The sequence below is a fragment of the Sphingobacterium sp. UBA6320 genome (genome assembly GCF_002440335.1).
Classification (GTDB): Bacteria; Bacteroidota; Bacteroidia; order Sphingobacteriales; family Sphingobacteriaceae; genus Sphingobacterium.
This window is the reverse complement of the sequence record NZ_DJTA01000022.1, coordinates 235,269-255,709: the sequence shown is the minus strand read 5'-3', so window position 1 is coordinate 255,709 and position 20,441 is coordinate 235,269. Positions and strand designations below refer to the sequence as shown.

Here is a 20,441-nt window from a genome sequence, read left to right as displayed (position 1 = left end):
TTTCTATTGGATTAAAAGCGTTCCAAGACCAATTTTATGGCGCGATCGACTACTTTTTCGGGTTCAGCACTAAAATGTCCCGCCACTCGGCTCGCTAAAATGGCATTAATGGATAAGGCATGATGTCCAAACATACGCGACAACGCATAGATTCCTGCGGTCTCCATTTCTAAATTTGTAATCCGTAAATCTTCAGATTGGAATGTATTTGCCAATTGAATTAAATTGGGAAAGGTATTTTCCGAACGTACATTCCGCCCCTGAGGCGCATAAAATCCCGGAGCGGTCATCGTCACACCTTGAGGTAAATCATGCGCATACTGCGCTAATAAAGATGCGCTGGCCTCTGCAACATAAGGTTTGAGGTATAAATTAGGAAAAGCATCCCATACGGCCTTTTCCAGTTTTTTCTCCGCAGCCGAATAAGGTTTGATATAATATTGCATAAGCGCATCAAAACCTACCCCAAACGAAGATGCCAAAATTGTTCCCATCTCAATATCCGACTGAACGGCACCAGAAGTTCCGATCCGAATAATATTTAGACTGGTTAATTTTGATTTCAATCCTTTAGAAACAAAATCTATATTGACCAAGGCATCGAGCTCATTAAAGACAATGTCAATATTATCGGTCCCTATCCCTGTCGAGATCACAGAAATACGTTTATGACCCATATATCCGGTATGGGTGATAAACTCCCGCTTCCCTTTTTGCAATTCGATACGGTCAAAATACTGAGATACTTTCGTCACACGATCGGGATCGCCGACTGTAATAATCGTATCGGCAATGTCTTCCGGCATCAGATTGAGGTGGTAGATACTACCATCTTTGTTCAATATTAATTCTGAATCATTTATCATATCGTTCGCAAATAAGAGAGTTTACAATTTTCAATTTTATCAAAACGTGAAACGACCGAATTGACCTGCATTTTTCGCACTTCCACCTCCATATAACAGGTATTATCAAAAACTTGTTTACTGATATCGATATTTTCTTCTTTGACCACACGCATCACATCATTCATCGCTAAATAATCGAACTCAATCTTATAAATATCGTTGACTGTTTTCTCTACAATTTCGGCCACGGACAAGACCTCTTGTGTCGCTGTTTTATAAGCATTGATCAAACCAGGTACCCCCAAGAGTGTTCCTCCAAAATAACGGACGACCACCACAATAATATTGGTTACATCCTGTGAGAGCAGCACATTTAAAATAGGCCTGCCTGCTGTCCCCGAAGGTTCACCATCATCATTCAATCGAAAGACCGTACGATCCGGGCTCATCCGGTATGCCCAGCAATGGTGGCGCGCCTTAGGATGCAGCGCTTTCAACTCCACAATAATTTCCTTGAGCTGCTCTTCATGAGTGAAAGGATATGCATAAGCAATAAATTTACTGCCCTTATCCCGAAATATTCCCTCTGCACTTTTTTCAATAGTACGATATGTATCTTCAAATAAACTCACAAATATGTTATAATTAAAACCGATATAATAGCCAGTGCCAAACCAATTTTATTGATCACACTTAGCCTTTCTTTAAATAATAAAACACCGACTACCGCTCCTACTGAAATCACGCCAATATTCATACCTGTAAATACAATAGAAGGATTTTCTGGAATTGCGCGGTGTGCTTTCATATAAAATAAAATATTCCCAAAGTTGAAAAAACCCAGTACAATTCCCAAAACCAGAGATTTAACAGAAAATGCTTGCTTTTCAACTGCCAAAAAATAAATCATGAATAAAAAGGCGACAAACATCGCGATTAGAAACACCATAAACATCGCCGTAATATAAGGTACAGATTGATGGAGCGCGATCTGTTTAAAAAGAATATCGATAATACCCATCCCAACAAAAACCAGTAAAGGATAGGCTATACTTCCCACTTTATTCCTTTGCTTTACATTCCCCTTTTGCCAGCCAATGGAACAGACAATGGCCGCTAAACCGACCAAAATACCGATTCCTTTATTCCACGAAATCACTTCAGAAAAAAGAATAAAAGAAGCCATTAAAGGAATAAACAAAGACAGGCGCTGTGCGATCTCAGCCTTGACCAATCCTGTATACTGAATAGTCAGTGCTATAAAAATAAAAAGAGTCGGCAATAAAATCGCTAGAGGAATATACAACTGCCAAGGCATCTGCTCGACGTGAATATCTGCGAGCCTGGGTTGCAACACAAAATACGTCAGTATTGCTGCTACCGGATAGTTCCAGACAATCATTTGCTTTGTACTGATCTGCTGGAGTTTTGCATACTTGAGCAGTACGGCAACAGCAACACTACACAGAACACTTAAAAGGACAAAAATCATAAATTCTTATATTTCCAAAGTCCCATTTCCTGTATTCGGGCCTTTTGTTCCAATTTTACGAAATATTCCGCATATTTCACATTAGGCGGCACCGTATACGTCACCGCATAACCTTTTTTCACCAGATCAGCATTGACAAATGTGCGATTGACATACACATAAGCAAGCCATCTGCCGTATTGATCCTTTTTACCCACGTCAAATACCAATTGGACAGTTTTTTGATCAATCAGTTTTTTGAGGTATGCTTTTGACTCTTGACCATAGTAGCCTACGGGCTTTTTTCTCGTTTTACGTGTTTCAGGAGCATCTACACCAATTAAACGAACTTTTACATCCTGATGCTGCCGATCGACAATGACAAAAGTGTCGCCATCGATGACTCTTTTTACTTTAAAATAGCGGGGATCATCCTTAACGCTTGCGATTACGAAGCTGTATGAAAAGATAAAAATTAGGAAATGAGCGATTATGAGCTTAAACATTGTTGTATAAATTGCGATATATAGGAGACAAAAATACGAATTATGATAACAATTTTTGACTTAAAACAGATGTAATAACCTTAAAAATAGACCATTTTTAATGGTAAAAACAACTAAAAAATTAATAAAAAATGCCATATAAAAATGGTAAAAATAATGTTTTTTAAAGGTAAAATAAAGGTTAAAAAACCATCGATAATGTGTTTAAATATATTTAAACACATTATTTAACAAAATAAATGATTAAAAAATTAACCTAAAATTCGATTAAAATAAAGCGTATTTTTATATCAAAAATTGAATAAAATAAATAGATTAAAAATATTTATTTTTTCTCTTGTATTATTAAAAAACATGCGTATATTTGAAACATCGAAACGAACAAATAATGAAAATGACGACTACATATTTTTTTAATTACTTTTATTTTAGACAATAAGAGCTGGAACGAATTTGTAATCATCACAAGATATTAAAAAGCAAAAGTTCCGGTCAACAATCGGAACTTTTGCTTTTTCTAAGAACATATAAAACAGACAATGGGTTTAAAAATTGCAATACAGGGAGTAAAAGCTTCCTTTCATGAGGAAGCATCACTGAAGTATTTTGGTGAAGACATCGAAACGATAGAATGCGATACTTTCAAAAAGACCTGCGAATTATTAAAGCAGAAAAAAGTTGATTATGTTGTCATGGCCATTGAAAATTCAATTGCAGGAAGCATATTGCCCAATTATAATCTGTTAAGAGATTATAAATTCAATATTGTGGGTGAAATTGCTTTGAGTATTCATCAAAATTTACTAGCCCTACCCGGCGTTAAACTTGCTGACATCAAATTTATCGAGTCACATCAAATGGCTATTCGTCAATGCGAAGAGTTCTTACAAGAATTGCCAGATGTAAAGATTTCAGAAAGTTCAGATACTGCCGCTTCGGCAGCCAAAGTAGCCAATCAAAAATTGACCGATACAGCTGCTATTGCAGGTACTCTTGCCGCAAAAACATATGGCCTCAATATATTAGAAGCCAAGATTGAAACCAACAAAAAGAATAGTACCCGATTTTTGGTATTATCCAATGATGTAGAGGAGCAGGCCAATGCCAATAAAGCATCATTATCTTTTCAGACGGGCAATTCAGTAGGGTCTTTAGCCTCTATTCTACAATGCTTTGCTGATCAAAATATTAATCTGAGCAAGATTCAGTCCATGCCTGTCATCGGGAAAAGAAACGAATATGATTTTTTCGTTGATGTCGAATGGAAAAAACAGTCCGATTATGATGCCGCTATCCGTAAAGTATTAAAACATAGTATCAATTTTAATATTATGGGCGAATATGTCAAAAATGACCGCATCTAAATCGTAAATAAATTAAAAAAGTAAAACTCAAAATAGCGCTGAAACCATCATCATCAAAAGCTCTCGAAAAGTAAGAAATAATGATTATGATCGTTTCATAACCACTCAAAAATAAAATTACATAGCAATGAAAAACACATTAGATATCGTCCCTTTAAAATCTTGGTTAGATACAGGAGACAAGCCATTAATTATCGCAGGCCCTTGTAGTGCTGAAACAGAAGATCAATTGGTATCAACAGCACATTTATTAGCAAATACCGGTAAAGTAAACATTTTACGTGCAGGTATATGGAAACCACGTACTCGTCCAGGAGAATTTGAAGGTATTGGTTCTATTGGTTTAGAATGGTTGAAAAGAGCAAAAGCTGAAACTGGTCTATTGACAGCAACAGAAGTAGCGACTGCCAAGCACGTAGAAGAAGCTTTAGCTGCTGGTGTAGATGTATTATGGATCGGTGCACGTTCTACGGCAAATCCTTTTACAGTTCAAGAAATCGCTGATGCATTAGTTGGAGTTGATATCCCTGTATTTGTTAAAAACCCAGTCAACCCTGATTTATCATTATGGTTTGGTGCTTTAGAGCGTATCAACCGTGCGGGGATCAAAAGATTAGGTGCTATTCACAGAGGCTTCTCATCTTACGAAAAATCGGCTTTCCGTAATGAACCGATGTGGGATCTTGCCATCCAGTTAAAATCTTTATGCCCAGATTTACCTATTATCAATGACCCAAGTCACATCTGTGGTAACCGTGAACTGTTGCCATACATTTCTCAAAAAGCAATGGATATGGACTTACAAGGTTTGATTATTGAATCGCATATCGATCCTTCAGTAGCTTGGACTGATGCCAAACAACAAGTAACACCAGCTGCTCTTGCTGATTTGATCGATCATTTAAACTTACGTAAAGCAGATTCAGACAATCCAGCTTTTGAAGATAAACTTGCAGAGTTGCGTACCAATATTGATAAATTAGATGATCTCATCATTCAAAAAATTGGTGAACGTATGAAAATCGCTGAAAAAATCGGTGAATATAAACGTGATAATAGTGTCACGATCCTACAAGTAAACCGTTGGGATGAAATCGTTCAAAAACGTACCCAGCTTGCTGAGGCATTAACGTTGAGCAATGATTTTGCAGTAAAGTTCTTAGAATTACTACACAACGAATCGATTCGTAAGCAAAATGCAATTATGAATACTCAACCTACTGCGGAGGCATAATGAGTCAACAGGTGATTACACTTACTCACCCATCCAAAAGTATTAATGGTACGGTTCAACTGACTGGTTCAAAATCAGAAAGTAACCGTGCCCTTATTATTCAAGCATTGGGAAAAGGGAAAGTACAAATAGAAAATCTTTCGCAGGCTTTTGATACGGTCACATTAAGAGAGGCGCTTCAAACCGCTGCTCATGCAACATCTGGTGTGACTAAAATCGATATTGGCCCTGCAGGAACAGCGATGCGTTTCTTGACGGCTTACCTCAATTTGATCAAAGGAAATTTTATTCTAACAGGTTCCGAACGCATGCAGCAAAGACCCATTGGAATTTTGGTAGATGCGTTAAAAACCATTGGTGCTGATGTCCACTATGAAGCAAAATCAGGCTTCCCTCCTCTTAAAATAGAAGGTGGCATGTTTCAAGGTAAGGATAAAATTGCGATCAAAGGAAATATCAGTAGTCAATACCTATCGGCTTTACTACTCATCGCAGCATCCTTGAAAAAAGGTCTAACGCTAGAAATTGAAGGCGAGCTGACTTCAAGACCTTATGTGACGATGACCTTAAATATGCTCAAAGAAGTTGGCATTAAAAACGAATGGATCAACAATACCATTCACATCCCTCATCAAGAAACAAAAGAGGCAACGATATATGTGGAACCAGATTGGAGTGCCGCATCTTATTGGTATGCGATCGTAGCTCTGTCCAATTCTGGATCGATCACGCTTCCTGGTCTCAAAAAAAATAGTCTACAAGGCGATATCGCTATCGTAGAAATCATGAGCCATTTTGGTGTGGCATCCGCATTTGAAAAAGATGGATTGCACCTCACCAAAATAAGTGAACCTTCTGGAAAGACATTTTTCGATATGAAAGAATGTCCAGATTTGGCCCAGACCGTAGTGGTGGTCGCTGCGGCATTACGACGCGACATCTCTTTAACTGGTCTTGAAACGTTAAAAATCAAAGAAACAGATCGTATTTTAGCTCTGAAAACTGAAATTGCTAAATTCGGTGCAAAATTAATAGAAGACGGAACAACCTATCACATCAAAACAGATGGAGTCTTCGAACCCACAGCGGTTTCTTTTGCCACCTATGAAGATCATAGAATGGCAATGGCATTTGCCCCTCTTGCTTTAATTTTCAAAAGCATTCAAATTGAGGAGCCGCATGTTGTGGAAAAATCTTATCCAGATTTTTGGAAACATTTAGCTGAGCATAAATTTATCATTACTTAGCAAAAAAAACCGCAATAATGCTCCTATTATTGCGGTTTTACCTATATTTATAGAAATTATATTAAATCATGGCAGGAAATTCATTTGGCGATTTATTTAGAATAAGCACGTTTGGGGAATCTCACGGAAAAGCGATTGGTGTTATTTTAGATGGTTGTCCTCCAAATATCGCTATTGATGAGGAGTTTATACAATCAGAACTGGATAAACGCAAGCCTGGTCAATCCAAAATAACAACACAAAGAAAAGAGAGTGATACCGCTCAAATTCTTTCAGGTGTATTTGAGGGAAAGTCAACAGGAACACCCATTGCCATACTCATTCCGAATGAAGATCAACGATCGAAAGATTACTCACATATAAAAGATATTTTTAGACCCTCACATGCAGATTACACCTACCATATGAAATATGGTCATCGTGACTATAGAGGTGGAGGACGTTCTTCGGCAAGAGAAACCGCTGCTCGAGTAGCGGCCGGTGCCATTGCAAAATCTTTCTTAAAGCAGCATGGAATAGAAATTTTTGCACACGTGTCTGGCGTCGGCAAAATTGAATCTCCAAATCTCGATACAAAAGACTTAAACGCCTTGTTAGATCTGAGAGAATCTAATATTGCACGATGTGCTGATCCCGCAACAGCAAAAGAAATGATTGAATACATCGATGCTGTCCGTAAATCGGGTGATACAGTAGGTGGCCGCATCTCGACGATTATCAGAAATGTGCCCGTTGGACTGGGTGAACCTGTATTTGATAAACTACATGCAGACCTGGCAAAAGCCATGATGAGCATCAATGCCGTCCACGGATTCGAATATGGGTCTGGTTTTGCAGGTTCAGAATTATTAGGTTCACAACATAACGATCTTTTTATTTCCGACGAGCAAGATATTAATCAGACTAAAACGCACACTAATTTTTCCGGAGGAATACAAGGTGGTATTTCAAATGGAATGGATATCACGTTTAAAACCGCATTCAAGCCTGTTGCGACCATCATGAGAGATCAACAAACCATAGACTCAAATGGTAATGAAGCTACAGTACAAGGAAAAGGAAGACATGATCCTTGTGTCGTCTCACGTGCCGTTATTATTGTTGAAGCAATGGCTGCATTGGTTATTGCTGATCATTTATTAAAACAATCTAGTTACAAAAATGTCAGATAAAAGTGAATTCATTTTAGGAGTGGATATTGGCGGCACACACATCAGCGTCGCCATAGTGAATAAATTAGATTGGAAAATTATTTCAGAAAACGTGGTTAGAAACCACGTTTTTTCACAAGAAAATGCTAAATCGATTTTCCTTACTTGGGCAAACACAATCAACAGTTGTGTGGCAGCAGGTGGTTCAAATGTCAAACATATTGGTATTGCTATGCCAGGACCTTTTGATTATGAAAATGGCGTTTCTATGATGACAGGACAGAGTAAATACGACGACCTGTACAACATGAATATCAAAGCACCTCTATCCACATTGATCGGAATACCGGAACAAAACATACACTTTATCAACGATGCCGCTGCATTTCTCCAAGGAGAAGTTTTTGCTCAACATCTCCATACAAAACAAAGAGTACTGGGGATCACCCTAGGAACAGGATTAGGTTCAGCCGTTTGGAATAAGGGAGAAAAATCATTTGATGCAGATCTTTGGAATACACCGTATCAGGGTTTGATCTTTGAAGAATTCTTGGTGACCAGATGGTTTATAAGAAGATTTAAAGAACTGACCAATATTGAAGTCACAGGTCTAAAACAAATAATCACCGAACATCAAGATAAACCTGCATTCAACATCATATGTGATGAATACAGCACCCATTTGATTGATTTTCTTGATTTTTTCAGTAAAAAATATCATTGTACCGATTTTGTCATCGGAGGAAATATTGCCAAAGCCTTGCCTCTATTAATGGCAAGCAAGAAAAATGAAATTGAAGCATTCCATATCAAGACAGCAATTCTAGGAGAAGAAGCTGCTATTATTGGAGCAGCAGCACAGTTCTCCTAAAAACTAAAATATCCCACGCTGTTTAAAACAGTGCGGGATATTTATCTGGATTACCCTCATTCATCATTTCAAAAACCACTTCTACAATATCATCGCTCGAAGGTTTCGTAAAATAATCTCCATCAGAACCATACGGAGGACGATGTGCTCGGGCACTTAATGTACGAGGTTGGCTATCTAATAAATAATAGCCATTTTGTTCTTCCAATATCTGTTGCATTATAAACGCCGACGCACCACCAGGTACATCCTCATCTACAACCAATAATTTATTTGTCTTTTTTAAAGATTCTGCACTTAAATGCGCTCGATCAAAAGGTTGCAAAGTTTGTGCGTCAATGATTTCCACACTTATCCCCAATCGATCCAGTTCCATCGCTGCTTCTTCCACCACACGCAAAGTAGACCCATAAGATACGATGGTGATATCCTGCCCCTCTCTAATACGTTCAGCATAACCGATGGGTACCGTAAAATCACCGATATTATGAGGTAAACGTTCTTTTAATCGGTATCCATTTAAACACTCGATCACCAATGCAGGTTCATCCGATCTAAATAAGGTATTGTACATCCCTGCCGCTTGCGTCATATTGCGTGGCACACAGATATGCAGACCTCTCAATGTGCCCAAGATCATGGACATCGGTGATCCCGAATGCCAGATACCTTCCAAACGATGGCCACGTGTACGAATGATCACAGGTGCTTTTTGACCACCAAACGTGCGGTAACTTAAGCTCGCGAGATCATCACTCGCTACCGTAATGCCGTATAGCAGGTAATCTAAATACTGAATCTCAGCAATAGGTTTAAGACCTCTAATAGCCAATCCTATTCCTTTCCCAATAATCGAATTCTCCCTAATTCCGGTATCAAATACCCGATGTTCACCAAACTTTTCTTGTAGCCCTGCAAAACCTTGGTTTACATCACCAATTTTACCCACATCCTCACCAAAGGCGATCAATCGTTCATCACGAAGAAAATTCTGTTCAAAACAAATGTTCAGGATCTCCCGTCCATCGATGATCTTGGCGTCGTCCGAATAAAACGGTTCGACCACTTCAACGTGGTCCGGTCCCTGATGACCAGTGGTAAACAATTTTGAGTTATATCTTTTTTCATTGACCTGCTGCTGCTGCTTATACCAAGCCAACAAAGTCGCCTTACCATCAATATCTTTCCCTTTCAATTCACGAATCACCTTACGTACAGTGCTGTACACCTCTTTTAGCGAAGGTTCGGTTAGAGACTGCAATTGCTTGAGCGGCAATTCGACCGCTTCATCATCGATTTGACTCAATAATGCGATCGCCTGAGAAGCATCTACGGCCAAGGCCTTATTGTAATCCGACCAGGCACGGCGCTGCTCCTTGCGAACAAATTCCTTCGCCTCTTCTTCGATCACTTTCAATTGTTCTGCAGTGGCAATATCCGAATCGATCAACCACTTTTGCATTTTTACAATACAATCGTTTTCCAATTCCCAATCCAGACGTTCTTTTGATTTATAGCGCTCATGCGAGCCTGAAGAAGAATGACCTTGCGGTTGGGTCAATTCGATCACGTGTACGATACAAGGCGTATGATTTTCACGCGCATATTTTGCAGCACGTTCATAGGTTTGGCAAAGTCCAGGATAGTCCCAGCCCTTTACCTTAAATATTTCAAAACCATTAGATCCATTTTCTTTTTGAAATCCTTTTAATATTTCAGATATATCACCTTTGGTCGTTTGTACCTCATTAGGAACTGAAATCCCATATCCATCATCCCATACGGAGATCACGACAGGTATTTGTTTTACTCCTACTGCATTGACCACTTCGAAGAATACACCTTCAGAAGTGGACGCATTTCCGATAGAACAAAAAACCACTTCATTTCCTCCATTTGAAAAATACTTCAAATACGATAGATTCGGATTTTCGCGATATAATTTTGAAGCCAGCCCAAGCCCTAGGATACGCGCCATTTGACCACCAGTCGTTGAAATATCCGAAAAGGTATTTTTTTGCTGCGTTTGATCCAGCCAATTACCATCTTCATCGATCACACGAACTGAAAAATGGCAATTCATCTGACGGCCAGCAGAAGAAGGATCTTTCTCGACATCTGGATGTGCATACAATTGAGAGAAAAACTGGTAGATAGTGGTCATCCCACTTGCAAAAGCGAGTGTCTGATCTCGATAATACCCCGAGCGCCAATCCCCTTTTTGAAAGACTTTAGAAACGGCAATCTGTGCCAGCTCTTTGCCATCTCCAAAAATGCCAAATTTTGCTTTCCCGGTTAAGACTTCCTTACGCCCCAATAGACTAACATATCTGCTCTCTACTGCAACCCTATAATCTTCAACAATGATCTTTCTAAAGTCATCAAAACTTAGTTTCGAACTTAAATCACTGCCTTGGTCTAATGTGGTTTCCAACATATTATATTTTCAGTTTCCAACAAATTTAATAAAAATAATATTCTAAAATAATCATTATTAACTTTAATAAAAAATTGAAGATATCTATTTATACCATATAAATATTTGTATTAACGAATTAGCACTTACAATTCGCTTGTAGTTACTCTTCTAAAGATTTTTAATAATTTAATCTCGAAATCATATCTTTGATAAAATCAACGCATAAAAAATTGAAATTTCAAGATCTTCACATTCACTCCCATCTTTTATCTATTTTAACGCAGTCGGGTTTTACCGATCTGACCCCCATTCAGGAGCTTGCTATTCCACAGATATTACGCCGACAAGATCTTATCAGTATCGCCCCCACCGGCACAGGGAAAACCGAAGCCTTTGCCATACCGATCTTACATCGGTACCACACACAGGAAGCATCGCTTCAAGATCAAACCTTAATTTTAAACCCTACACGCGAACTGGCCCTACAGACACAAGCAAGAATAACAGCCCTCACACAAGCAGACCACATCTCCACCGTCTCCATCTGTGGCGGTCAAGCTTATGATCAGCAGATCCAAGCGATATCACAGCATCCAACCCTGATCATAGCTACACCCGGTCGCCTGTTGGATCTATTCGCTCAAGGCATCATTTCTTTTCATTCGGTCAAGACCCTTGTTATTGATGAATTTGATCAAATGCTGGAACTCGGTTTTATGAAAGAAGTCAATCAAATTCTGCAAGCATTACCAAGCGAAAGACAAAACCTCTTTTTCTCAGCCACGCTTCCAAACGATATTTTACGCATCGCAAATAAAACACTCAAAAATCCGCTTAAAATTGAGATCAAAAAAGAAATCAAAAATACAGCTATCGAAGAACGGGTATTTTATGTGGATAAAAGCAATAAAAAAAAGTTGATCAAATATTTAATTGACTTAAATCCGCAGGAGCAGATGTTGATTTTCAGCCGCACCACTCATGGCGTAGAGCGCATTGTTCAAGAATTAAGAAAAGACGGTATCCCGGCAGAAGCACTATATGGCGATAAGTCACAAAAAAATAGAACCCACGTATTGAATGCCTTCAAAGCCAAGGACATTCAGGTCTTGGTGGCAACCGACCTGCTGGCTCGCGGGGTCGATATTGAAAATCTCCCCATGGTGATCAATTATGAAGTCCCAGACCAAGAGGCCCTATACCTACATCGCATCGGGCGAACTGGCCGAAATGGGGTTTCAGGTAAAGCTTACACCTTTTGCGATGCCGAGGATAATCATAAATGGATTCAACTTCAATTGGCATTGCATAAACAAATCAAAATCGACGACCAACATCCGTACGTATTAAGCTGGGATCAAATGATTTCAACCAGTGAACTGAAAAAGGGAAATAGACGAAAAAAATAAGAAATTCAAATTGTTAAGCATTCCGTGTACCCCATTCCTAATAAATTGACTATTTTTACTCACCATTACAAGGATTCAAATTTTATATGAGCACGATACATTTATTTAACGACAGTGAGGATTCCAACGAAAATCTATTGGGAAACTTGTCAAAGACGATTAACATTAACTCTTTACTAGAAGTTCCTTTTCAAGAGCGTGATGAAAAATGGGTGGCGGACTTCTTAGCGAACATTGATGAAGCAACCTTCCAATTGGCCCCATCAGAATTGATTATTGGTCCCGATGGCTATCCATACTTCCAATTGGAAAATGCACCTAAAGATCAAAATTTCCAAGCATTTGTGATCAAACATAAATTGAAAAGCTTCCTGTTGAAAAAAGGAATGGGACTTGCCATCAATACGCATCAAGAACAGCCCGATTGGATCTTCTCCTATGGCGACCTTGTCAATTATTTCTTAAATGAAGAATTTTATACCGATGAGTCGATATTCTCCCAAAAAACTGAAGAGCCACATATTGATAAAGATGAAAAAATCTTAGTCGGTCAACCATCGGATACCATTCTTCCCCAGGACTTACGTCATAACCTCAGGGAATACTTAGTCAACATGGGGATAAAAGATCCTAAGGTGATGCTGATTGCTAGAAATTATGAAGATGAAAATTTGGTAAGCCAAGATTTAGTGTTCAATATTACGCCCGATATGTTTCAAACCGAACAAGATTTTAAACAGATTATGTCGTCTATATCTTGGTTTTTACCGAGACATTACTCTTATATGGGGATCGATGAACATACCGTAGAAAATGGTTTTATGCCTTTATAACAATGAAACTAAAACATATATTACCCATTGGCCTCTGCATGTTCACTGCTGCATGTACGACACAGTCAAGTCCCGCAAAACAGCAAAAGAAGGAGTGGATCAGTTTATTTAATGGCAAAAATCTGGATAACTGGACAGTCAAAATCCATCATCATGAGGTCGGAGAAAACTTTGCCCATACTTTTCGTGTAAAAGACAAGGTCATCCAAGTCAATTATGATGGTTATGGCGACTTCAATGAGCAGTATGGTCATCTTTATTACGATACCCCCTACTCCCATTATCATGTCAAATTGGAATATAGGTTTTACGGCGATCTGCAAAAAGGAGCACCCTCTTACACCTTGCGCAATAGTGGTCTGATGTTTCATTCACAAGATCCAAAGACTATGCCCAAAGAGCAGGATTGGCCAATATCGGTTGAAATGCAATTTCTAGGAGGGCTTAGTGACGGTCAGCCAAGGCCAACGGGCAATATGTGTTCCCCAGGGACAGATATTGTGTATCAAGGCAAAAAACTGGAATCACATTGCCTCGATTCATCATCTAAAACATATGATGGAGATCAATGGGTGAAGGCTGAATTAATTGTCCTTGGTGATTCGTTGATTACCCATATCATCAATGGCGATACTGTACTTCAATATAGCGAACCGACCATAGGAGGTGGAGTGGCAAACCGATACGACCCTAGAATAAAAATAGACGGCAAAAAGCTGAAGCAAGGCTTTATCGCATTGCAAAGTGAAGGCCAACCTGTCGAGTTTAGAAATATTTACCTGAAAGATTTATCAAAAAAATAAAACAATAACGCATGTTTCCTTTTAATGTAAGAGTGTACGGAATTTTGATCAATGATAATAATGAAGTGCTCATCAGCGATGAGAAAACTGAAAACGTATCTTTTACCAAATTTCCCGGAGGAGGTTTAGAATATGGAGAAGGATTACTTGATGCTTTAAAAAGAGAGTATCAAGAAGAGTGTAACTTTGATATTGAAGTCATATCACATATTTATACGACCGATTTTTACGAAAAATCAAGTTTCAATGAAAGTCAAATTATATCCATTTACTATTTAATTAAGAATACCAGCCCCATCGCGATCCGAACGACAAGCCAAGAATTTGATTTTGAAGGACAGGAATATGAAGACGGTAAAGCACAATCGTTCCGTTGGGTAAAAATCGATGATTTACAAGAAATGAGCCTAACTTTTAAAACAGATCAGGTCGCCTGGAATGTTTTTTATAGAGATAAAAAATAAATTTGCATTTTTAAAAAAATTCATTAAATTTACGTTGACCAACAAGAGAAACATCTTTTGTAAAAGAAACCGAATACGTTTATTTTTTTTTAAGATTACTCATCATGTGAAAGCATGACGTTTTGGTATAATCAAATTTGCAAATTCCTAGTTCTATAGGTTTTTTAATAGTTAGTGTGATTTTATGGCGATACTCCCAGTATCGCCTATTTTTTTTATAGAGATCAATTATACACCGACAAATTTCACAAGTAAATACTTAATGAGTAAACGTCGCTGTATTTTGTAAAATCCTGACATGGAGCAGATTTTCTTTATCAGAAAATATATTAACACATTTGGTAATACGCCTTTTAGAATACCAAAAATAACAACTCCCTTCAACTTGACCATTCAACCAATTTAGTTGCACAAACAATACTTCTTTTCAGATCGAATCCACCGCTTAAATTTTCTCACCCCAATCGGTCAATTTCGCCTTATTCCTGAGCTGCAGAAAGGATATCTTAAACTTCATACCTGTGCACAGCCCATTGATTCCGACATCATCAACACCCACCATCTTTTTATCTCACAAGCATTTTAAGCGATTTACGAGATGATCATCACAAAAATACCCTCATGTATGATAAATAAAACTTAACAGCTTAAAACTTCTTATTTCAAATGAAGCACCTTTGAGGTAAAGATCAAGTATAAATGAAGCATAGATAAAGCGTTGATAGTGCATAGATAGTGTATCAATGGGTACCGTTTTACGCACTATCTATGCTTTATCATTACTTAGCATATGCACTACGCATGCTTGATCTATACCTGAACAACGGTACTCCTGTGCTTGCCTAGTCTCTCCTCTTGATCTTGAGCCAAGCGACTAACCTGAGTAACTATTCGGCAGCTTCTTACTCGCTTTCCCGTAGACTCTTAGTAGCTCTTTTGTACACTCCCCATGAATAACCCGTACACTAACGGTACACTCTTGGCCCATTTGAAAGCTCTATTTTGCTTTAAAATGGACAGCAAAAATGTCAAGTTATTTGGATCTGATTCGTACTTTGTTTTAACCTTGTTCGTACCTTGTTTTAAACTTTCTTGTCCCTACTCCGCAATTGCACAGTCCCTGCACCGTCCATTTCCCGGGTCAGGGACGGGAAATAGGCGGTGCAGAAGCGGTGTATAGACGGCTTTCGGTAAAACAGTGTCCGAATCTGGTATGGAGCCGGTATAGATCTGCCCCAACTTGAGCCAGCTTTCGGCAGTCATGGCGTTTTCATGATCTCCGCTCCTAGCGCAACTAAAAAGACAACCACAAAAACTAGAAAATGGGCTATAGGATTTAGGAAGAAAAAGAAGGATAGTTGTTGGTACAATTTTAATTTCAACACATATTTTTCGACTATATATTCAGGTTATAGTTGCTATTGGGGGGCATCTTCTTTTTACCCTAGAAACAGTGTATAATCCATCTGCTCTATGCTAAAGAATTACGGTACGCCAGATTCGTTTTGATCAGGATCACCTTGGTGATTTAAGCCATTCAACTGCCTCTATTCTGAGTATCGATCAATTAAGTCTCTGACCCAATTTATGATCATAAATAGTGCCGATTTGAGTATATGGTACGCTTATTTAATTGGTCACCAAATATGGGATAACCATCAAATAAAAAAAGTTCTAAATATACATCTAGAACTTTTCTATAAACATGGTACTCCCCGATATGCTATGTAAAATAAGCCAATAGCAATACGAGGATAATGCCGACAATAATAATAATTTTGGTGATACGGGAATTACTATCATCGCTTTTAAAGTTATAATCTCTTTTACTTGGTAACATATTAACTCCTTTCTTTAGTAGATGCTCAAATTAAATAAATTCCATAATTATTCATGATGATATGGCTCACCTTTTAATATTGAAAATGCGCGATACGTCTGCTCAACAAAAAACAAACGGATCATCTGATGTGAAAAGGTCATTTTTGACAATGATATTTTCTGATTTGCACGCTGATAGATCTGATCATCGAAACCATAAGGTCCACCTATGATAAAAATAAGATGCTGCGTGCTCTGAACCATGTGCTTTTCCAGATAGGATGCAAATTCCAAAGAACGATATTCCTTTCCAAACTCATCCAGTAAGACCACCGTATCATGAGAAGTGATATACTTCTGCAAAAGCTGTGCTTCTTTCTCTTTCTGCTGCTCTTGGGTCAAATTTTTGCTATTCTTGATAGCAGGAATCACGACCAAGTTAAAGGTAATATAAAACTTTAATCGCTTCAAATATTTTTCAATACCTTCAATCAAATATTTTTCATCTGTTTTCCCAATGCACAGCAACGTTATTTTCATAAATCATCCTCTTTCTACAAAAATGATTTATTTTTTGATTATTCTATCATAAAACTTCCACTTTATTAAACAAACTAACTTCACGCTTTGTTTAAATATTTTAGATTTACGGGATTATTAACCACAAGTAGCAGAAAAGTTTTTGTTCAGCTATTACCCTATAAAATAGCATAGTCACTGATCTTCATCAAACTTTAGATAACAAGATCACCATCGTTTAAGACAGCTAAAGGTTAGCATAACAATTAAAAAAACGTAATCATGAAACTGCCTTTATGATCAGATATCTGAATAAAGAAACATGCTTAAGACATCATAGAGACCGTTTCCATACTTATTATGCCTATTTCTGGGACTACTTCTTAGCTTTGACAAGTCACAACTTGAAAAGATTTGATCACTTCTTTCCAAAATGTAATCCCTTCTTTTCAAGAAAGAATCACTTATTTCAGATAACCTTACTATTATTCAATAAAATCCTACTTCTTTCTCACGATTCATGATCGCATAAGCCTAAAGGGATCACTTGTTGTCAAGTTTGAAACACATCTTACTAAGAAGCATCTCCATCTAGTAAAGATGTGATCACAAATTTGTAACATATGAACACTTATCCAAAAGATGTACCTATTTGTTCTCAACAAGTGATGACTTCTCTATCAGATTTACCTCCATGTTGTCTCACAAGTGATCACTTCTTGGTAAGATACACCTTCTTCTTCCAAGCAAGTGATTACTTTAGCCCAACGTAATCACTTTCTTGGAAGAAGCGATCACTTGTTTAGAAGAAACAATCACCTATTTGAAACATATGATGGCTTCTTTGCAAGAAGTGATCCTACTCTGGCTGAGTTTGTTCTCACCGCGCCGATCGAATCTTGAATAAATTAGCACGCTAACTAATAGAACTCATCGTTGAGCAAATTAGATTTATGACCTGTCAAAGCTAATCAGTGACGGTTAACGATCACGTCAAGTGCACACCATACAAACGGATTTAGAGGAGCAAAAAATGGAGCTAGTGATTGTATTCCAATTTCAATATTTCCCTTAAAAATTTGACTCCAGTAAGCAGCCCTACAATGTGGGCGTGTTGATTATAGAAGATACGCAAATACACATATTGAGGCAGCTCGTTGGGCAAAAGGAATACCTAACATGATAATTGCATAAAAAAAGCCTTGTTGTACTGAAACAACAAGGCTTTTAAGATCGCTCAAAAACTTTTAATATTTAAGTTTGATCTTCTGAAAAGCAAAGTGCCATAACCAAATAGGCCCTACCGTCAGAAACAACCAAAACTGTTTGAACGAAATCGTATTTTTTTCCTTGGACTTCCCTACCCATAATACAAGTAGTGAAATTAAAGTGATTAACGTAGAAACCAACAATACACCTGGACCACCATCACGCTCTATATATTCGAGCTGTACAATAAAATAACTCATGATACCAATGCAGAGCAATACGGCATACGATAAGGTCGGAGAAAGCTTTAAATAGTAGTAAATAACAATTGCAATAAAGAAAGATCCCCAATTCAAAAAGGTGTGCCAGCCCAGTTTGACTAAAAAATCAAATTGTGGAAATGGAATCATCCAAATCATCCCCATCAAGCCGAAAAAAAATAGCGGTAAAAATATAATTTGAATCATCCTATTGTTAGGATCTTGAAAATTAGCATCTAAATGATCAAAATATTGATCAACGGGCCTTTTGACTTCTGGTACGGGAGCTTGTTTTTTCTTCATTTAATCGAGATTACAGTTTTTGCCAAATAATACAGCAAAAATACTAAAAATAAAAATTGAAATATAGACCTAAAGCGCTATTAAAAGCAAAAGCCTCAACGATGTTGAGGCTTTTGTACTTGATATGTTGACATTCGCGTTATTTCGCGTATGCGACAGAACGGATTTCACGGATAACAGTTACTTTGATTTGACCTGGATAGGTCATCTCGGTCTGAATCCGGTTTGAAATATCAGCGGCTAAAATCTCTGCTTGCGCATCTGATATCTTCTCACTTTCAACAATAACGCGTAGTTCACGCCCTGCTTGTATCGCAAAAGTTTTTTCAACTCCTGGATATGATAATGCTAGATCTTCTAATTCTTTAAGACGTTTGATATAACTCTCTACCACTTCACGGCGTGCTCCTGGACGCGCTCCAGAGATCGCATCACAAGCTTGAACAATTGGTGAAATCATAGCAGTCATCTCGACTTCATCATGGTGGGCACCGATTGCGTTGCACACATCAGGATGCTCCTTGTATTTTTCGGCCAACTGCATCCCTAAAATCGCGTGTGGCAATTCAGGATTATCGTCAGGCACTTTACCAATATCGTGTAAAAGACCAGCTCGTTTTGCGTGTTTCACATTTAAGCCCAATTCTGCAGCCATTGTTGCGGCAAAATTTGCGACCTCACGTGAGTGTTGCAATAGATTCTGTCCATAAGAAGAACGGTAACGCATACGGCCTACCATACGGATCAATTCCGGATGTAAACCGTGAATACCTAAGTCAATAGCAGTCCGTTCACCGATTTCCACAATTTCGTCTTCAATCTGCGTACGTGTTTTTGCGACGACCTCTTCGATACGTGCCGGGTGGATACGTCCATCTGTGACCAAACGATGTAAAGCTAAACGTGCGATTTCACGACGTACTGGATCAAAACCAGATAAAATAATGGCTTCAGGTGTATCGTCTACAATGATCTCAACACCGGTTGCTGCTTCTAAAGCACGGATATTACGTCCTTCACGTCCGATAATACGTCCTTTGATTTCATCATTTTCAATGTTAAAAATCGAAACGGTGTTTTCAATTGCAGATTCAGTTGCCGTACGTTGTATGGTCTGGATAACGACTTTCTTTGCTTCTTTAGTTGCTGTCAATTTAGCTTCGTCAACGATATCTTTAATTTGACTAATCGCTTGAGAGCGAGCTTCTTCGCGTAGTGAATCTACCAATTGGTTTTTAGCTTCTTCAGCGGTCACCCCAGCAATACCTTCTAATTGCTTGATATGTTGTAATTTGATCTGCTCGACTTCTTCAGACTTACTTTCATTGACTTCAACAAGCTTTTCAAGTTGCTTGCGTGTAGCGTCTAATTCTTGCTTTTCACGGTTTAAGTTTTCAAGCTTCTGGTTGACTGATTGTTCTTTCTGACGTAAGGTATTTTCCTTTTGACTGATGGTATTATTGCGTTGGCTGACCTCTTTTTCATGCTCTGATTTCAACTGTAGAAACTTTTCTTTTGCTTCTAATAGTTTTTTCTTTTTCAGATGTTCTGCTTCTTGATCGGCTTCTTTTATAATGCTTTTCACCTTTTCTTGAGCTTCTTGTGTTTGTTTAGTAAACATAAGAGCTAAAAGATAACGGCCAATTGCAATACCAACAATCAGAGAAAGTATGATATAAATTGCGATGTCCATGTATTTATTAATTGTT

At 38.1% G+C, this 20,441-nt stretch carries 17 protein-coding genes; 9 read left to right on the top strand and 8 right to left on the bottom strand.

Annotated features, from left to right (window positions below; translation table 11 throughout):
* Positions 1 to 11: 11 nt before the first annotated feature.
* Genes B3P23_RS14800 through B3P23_RS14785 form a run of 4 tightly spaced genes read right to left on the bottom strand, consistent with a single transcriptional unit; the run spans position 12 to position 2,825 of the window.
* Positions 12 to 866, bottom strand: coding sequence for a nucleoside phosphorylase (locus tag B3P23_RS14800; protein ID WP_293927513.1), 855 nt, complete (start codon positions 864 to 866; stop codon positions 12 to 14).
* The gene (locus B3P23_RS14795) at positions 863 to 1,480 is read right to left on the bottom strand and encodes an IMPACT family protein (protein ID WP_045753824.1); all 618 of its coding nucleotides are present in this window, start codon (positions 1,478 to 1,480) and stop codon (positions 863 to 865) included. The genes B3P23_RS14800 and B3P23_RS14795 overlap by 4 nt, the downstream gene beginning before the upstream one ends.
* Entirely contained in the window at positions 1,477 to 2,340 is an 864-nt protein-coding gene (locus B3P23_RS14790; RefSeq protein WP_293927510.1) for an EamA family transporter, read from the bottom strand. Before B3P23_RS14790 ends, B3P23_RS14795 begins: the two co-directional genes overlap by 4 nt.
* Entirely contained in the window at positions 2,337 to 2,825 is a 489-nt protein-coding gene (locus B3P23_RS14785) for a thermonuclease family protein (RefSeq protein WP_293927507.1), read from the bottom strand. Before B3P23_RS14785 ends, B3P23_RS14790 begins: the two co-directional genes overlap by 4 nt.
* 539 nt (positions 2,826 to 3,364) lie before the next feature.
* Here B3P23_RS14785 and B3P23_RS14780 point away from each other — a divergent pair.
* The 5 genes from B3P23_RS14780 to B3P23_RS14760 all read left to right on the top strand — a co-directional run bounded on the left by B3P23_RS14780 (position 3,365) and on the right by B3P23_RS14760 (position 8,692).
* Positions 3,365 to 4,189 carry a prephenate dehydratase gene (locus B3P23_RS14780; RefSeq protein WP_045753821.1) on the top strand — a complete coding sequence of 275 codons (825 nt, stop codon included), beginning with the start codon at positions 3,365 to 3,367 and terminating at the stop codon, positions 4,187 to 4,189.
* 127 nt (positions 4,190 to 4,316) lie between these two features.
* Complete coding sequence (locus B3P23_RS14775; RefSeq protein ID WP_045753820.1) at positions 4,317 to 5,423, top strand: chorismate mutase; 1,107 nt, start codon at positions 4,317 to 4,319, stop codon at positions 5,421 to 5,423.
* The gene (aroA, locus tag B3P23_RS14770; protein ID WP_045753819.1) at positions 5,423 to 6,670 is read left to right on the top strand and encodes a 3-phosphoshikimate 1-carboxyvinyltransferase; all 1,248 of its coding nucleotides are present in this window, start codon (positions 5,423 to 5,425) and stop codon (positions 6,668 to 6,670) included. The genes B3P23_RS14775 and aroA overlap by 1 nt, the downstream gene beginning before the upstream one ends.
* A 68-nt stretch (positions 6,671 to 6,738) precedes the next feature.
* Positions 6,739 to 7,842 (top strand): chorismate synthase, encoded by a 1,104-nt coding sequence (gene aroC / locus B3P23_RS14765; RefSeq protein ID WP_293927503.1) that lies wholly within the window; start codon positions 6,739 to 6,741, stop codon positions 7,840 to 7,842.
* On the top strand, positions 7,832 to 8,692 hold the full coding sequence (locus B3P23_RS14760; RefSeq protein WP_293927501.1) for an ROK family protein: 861 nt from the start codon (positions 7,832 to 7,834) through the stop codon (positions 8,690 to 8,692). Before aroC ends, B3P23_RS14760 begins: the two co-directional genes overlap by 11 nt.
* Before the next feature lie 22 nt (positions 8,693 to 8,714).
* Here B3P23_RS14760 and B3P23_RS14755 read toward each other — a convergent pair whose 3' ends face one another.
* A complete protein-coding gene (locus B3P23_RS14755; protein ID WP_293927499.1) occupies positions 8,715 to 11,129 on the bottom strand; it encodes an alpha-ketoacid dehydrogenase subunit alpha/beta in 2,415 nt (804 codons plus the stop codon).
* A gap of 188 nt (positions 11,130 to 11,317) precedes the next feature.
* Between B3P23_RS14755 and B3P23_RS14750 the strand changes: the two genes are divergently transcribed.
* From B3P23_RS14750 to B3P23_RS14735, 4 genes are all read left to right on the top strand, one after another.
* Positions 11,318 to 12,520 carry a DEAD/DEAH box helicase gene (locus B3P23_RS14750; protein ID WP_293927496.1) on the top strand — a complete coding sequence of 401 codons (1,203 nt, stop codon included), beginning with the start codon at positions 11,318 to 11,320 and terminating at the stop codon, positions 12,518 to 12,520.
* An 86-nt stretch (positions 12,521 to 12,606) separates the two neighbouring features.
* Positions 12,607 to 13,353 carry a hypothetical protein gene (locus B3P23_RS14745; protein WP_045754142.1) on the top strand — a complete coding sequence of 249 codons (747 nt, stop codon included), beginning with the start codon at positions 12,607 to 12,609 and terminating at the stop codon, positions 13,351 to 13,353.
* A gap of 2 nt (positions 13,354 to 13,355) precedes the next feature.
* On the top strand, positions 13,356 to 14,156 hold the full coding sequence (locus B3P23_RS14740; protein ID WP_084405338.1) for a 3-keto-disaccharide hydrolase: 801 nt from the start codon (positions 13,356 to 13,358) through the stop codon (positions 14,154 to 14,156).
* An 11-nt stretch (positions 14,157 to 14,167) separates the two neighbouring features.
* Complete coding sequence (locus tag B3P23_RS14735; protein ID WP_108158941.1) at positions 14,168 to 14,620, top strand: NUDIX domain-containing protein; 453 nt, start codon at positions 14,168 to 14,170, stop codon at positions 14,618 to 14,620.
* 1,887 nt (positions 14,621 to 16,507) lie between these two features.
* On the opposite strand, the gene rlmH is transcribed toward B3P23_RS14735, so the two are convergent.
* From rlmH to rny, 3 genes are all read right to left on the bottom strand, one after another.
* A complete protein-coding gene (rlmH, locus tag B3P23_RS14730; protein ID WP_293927492.1) occupies positions 16,508 to 16,981 on the bottom strand; it encodes a 23S rRNA (pseudouridine(1915)-N(3))-methyltransferase RlmH in 474 nt (157 codons plus the stop codon).
* 1,226 nt (positions 16,982 to 18,207) lie between these two features.
* Positions 18,208 to 18,732: a hypothetical protein gene (locus tag B3P23_RS14725; RefSeq protein ID WP_293927489.1), complete on the bottom strand. Its 525-nt coding sequence runs from the start codon at positions 18,730 to 18,732 to the stop codon at positions 18,208 to 18,210.
* Between the two features lie 139 nt (positions 18,733 to 18,871).
* Positions 18,872 to 20,425, bottom strand: a complete 1,554-nt coding sequence (rny, locus tag B3P23_RS14720; protein ID WP_045754146.1) for a ribonuclease Y — start codon at positions 20,423 to 20,425, stop codon at positions 18,872 to 18,874.
* Between the last annotated feature and the right edge of the window lie 16 nt (positions 20,426 to 20,441).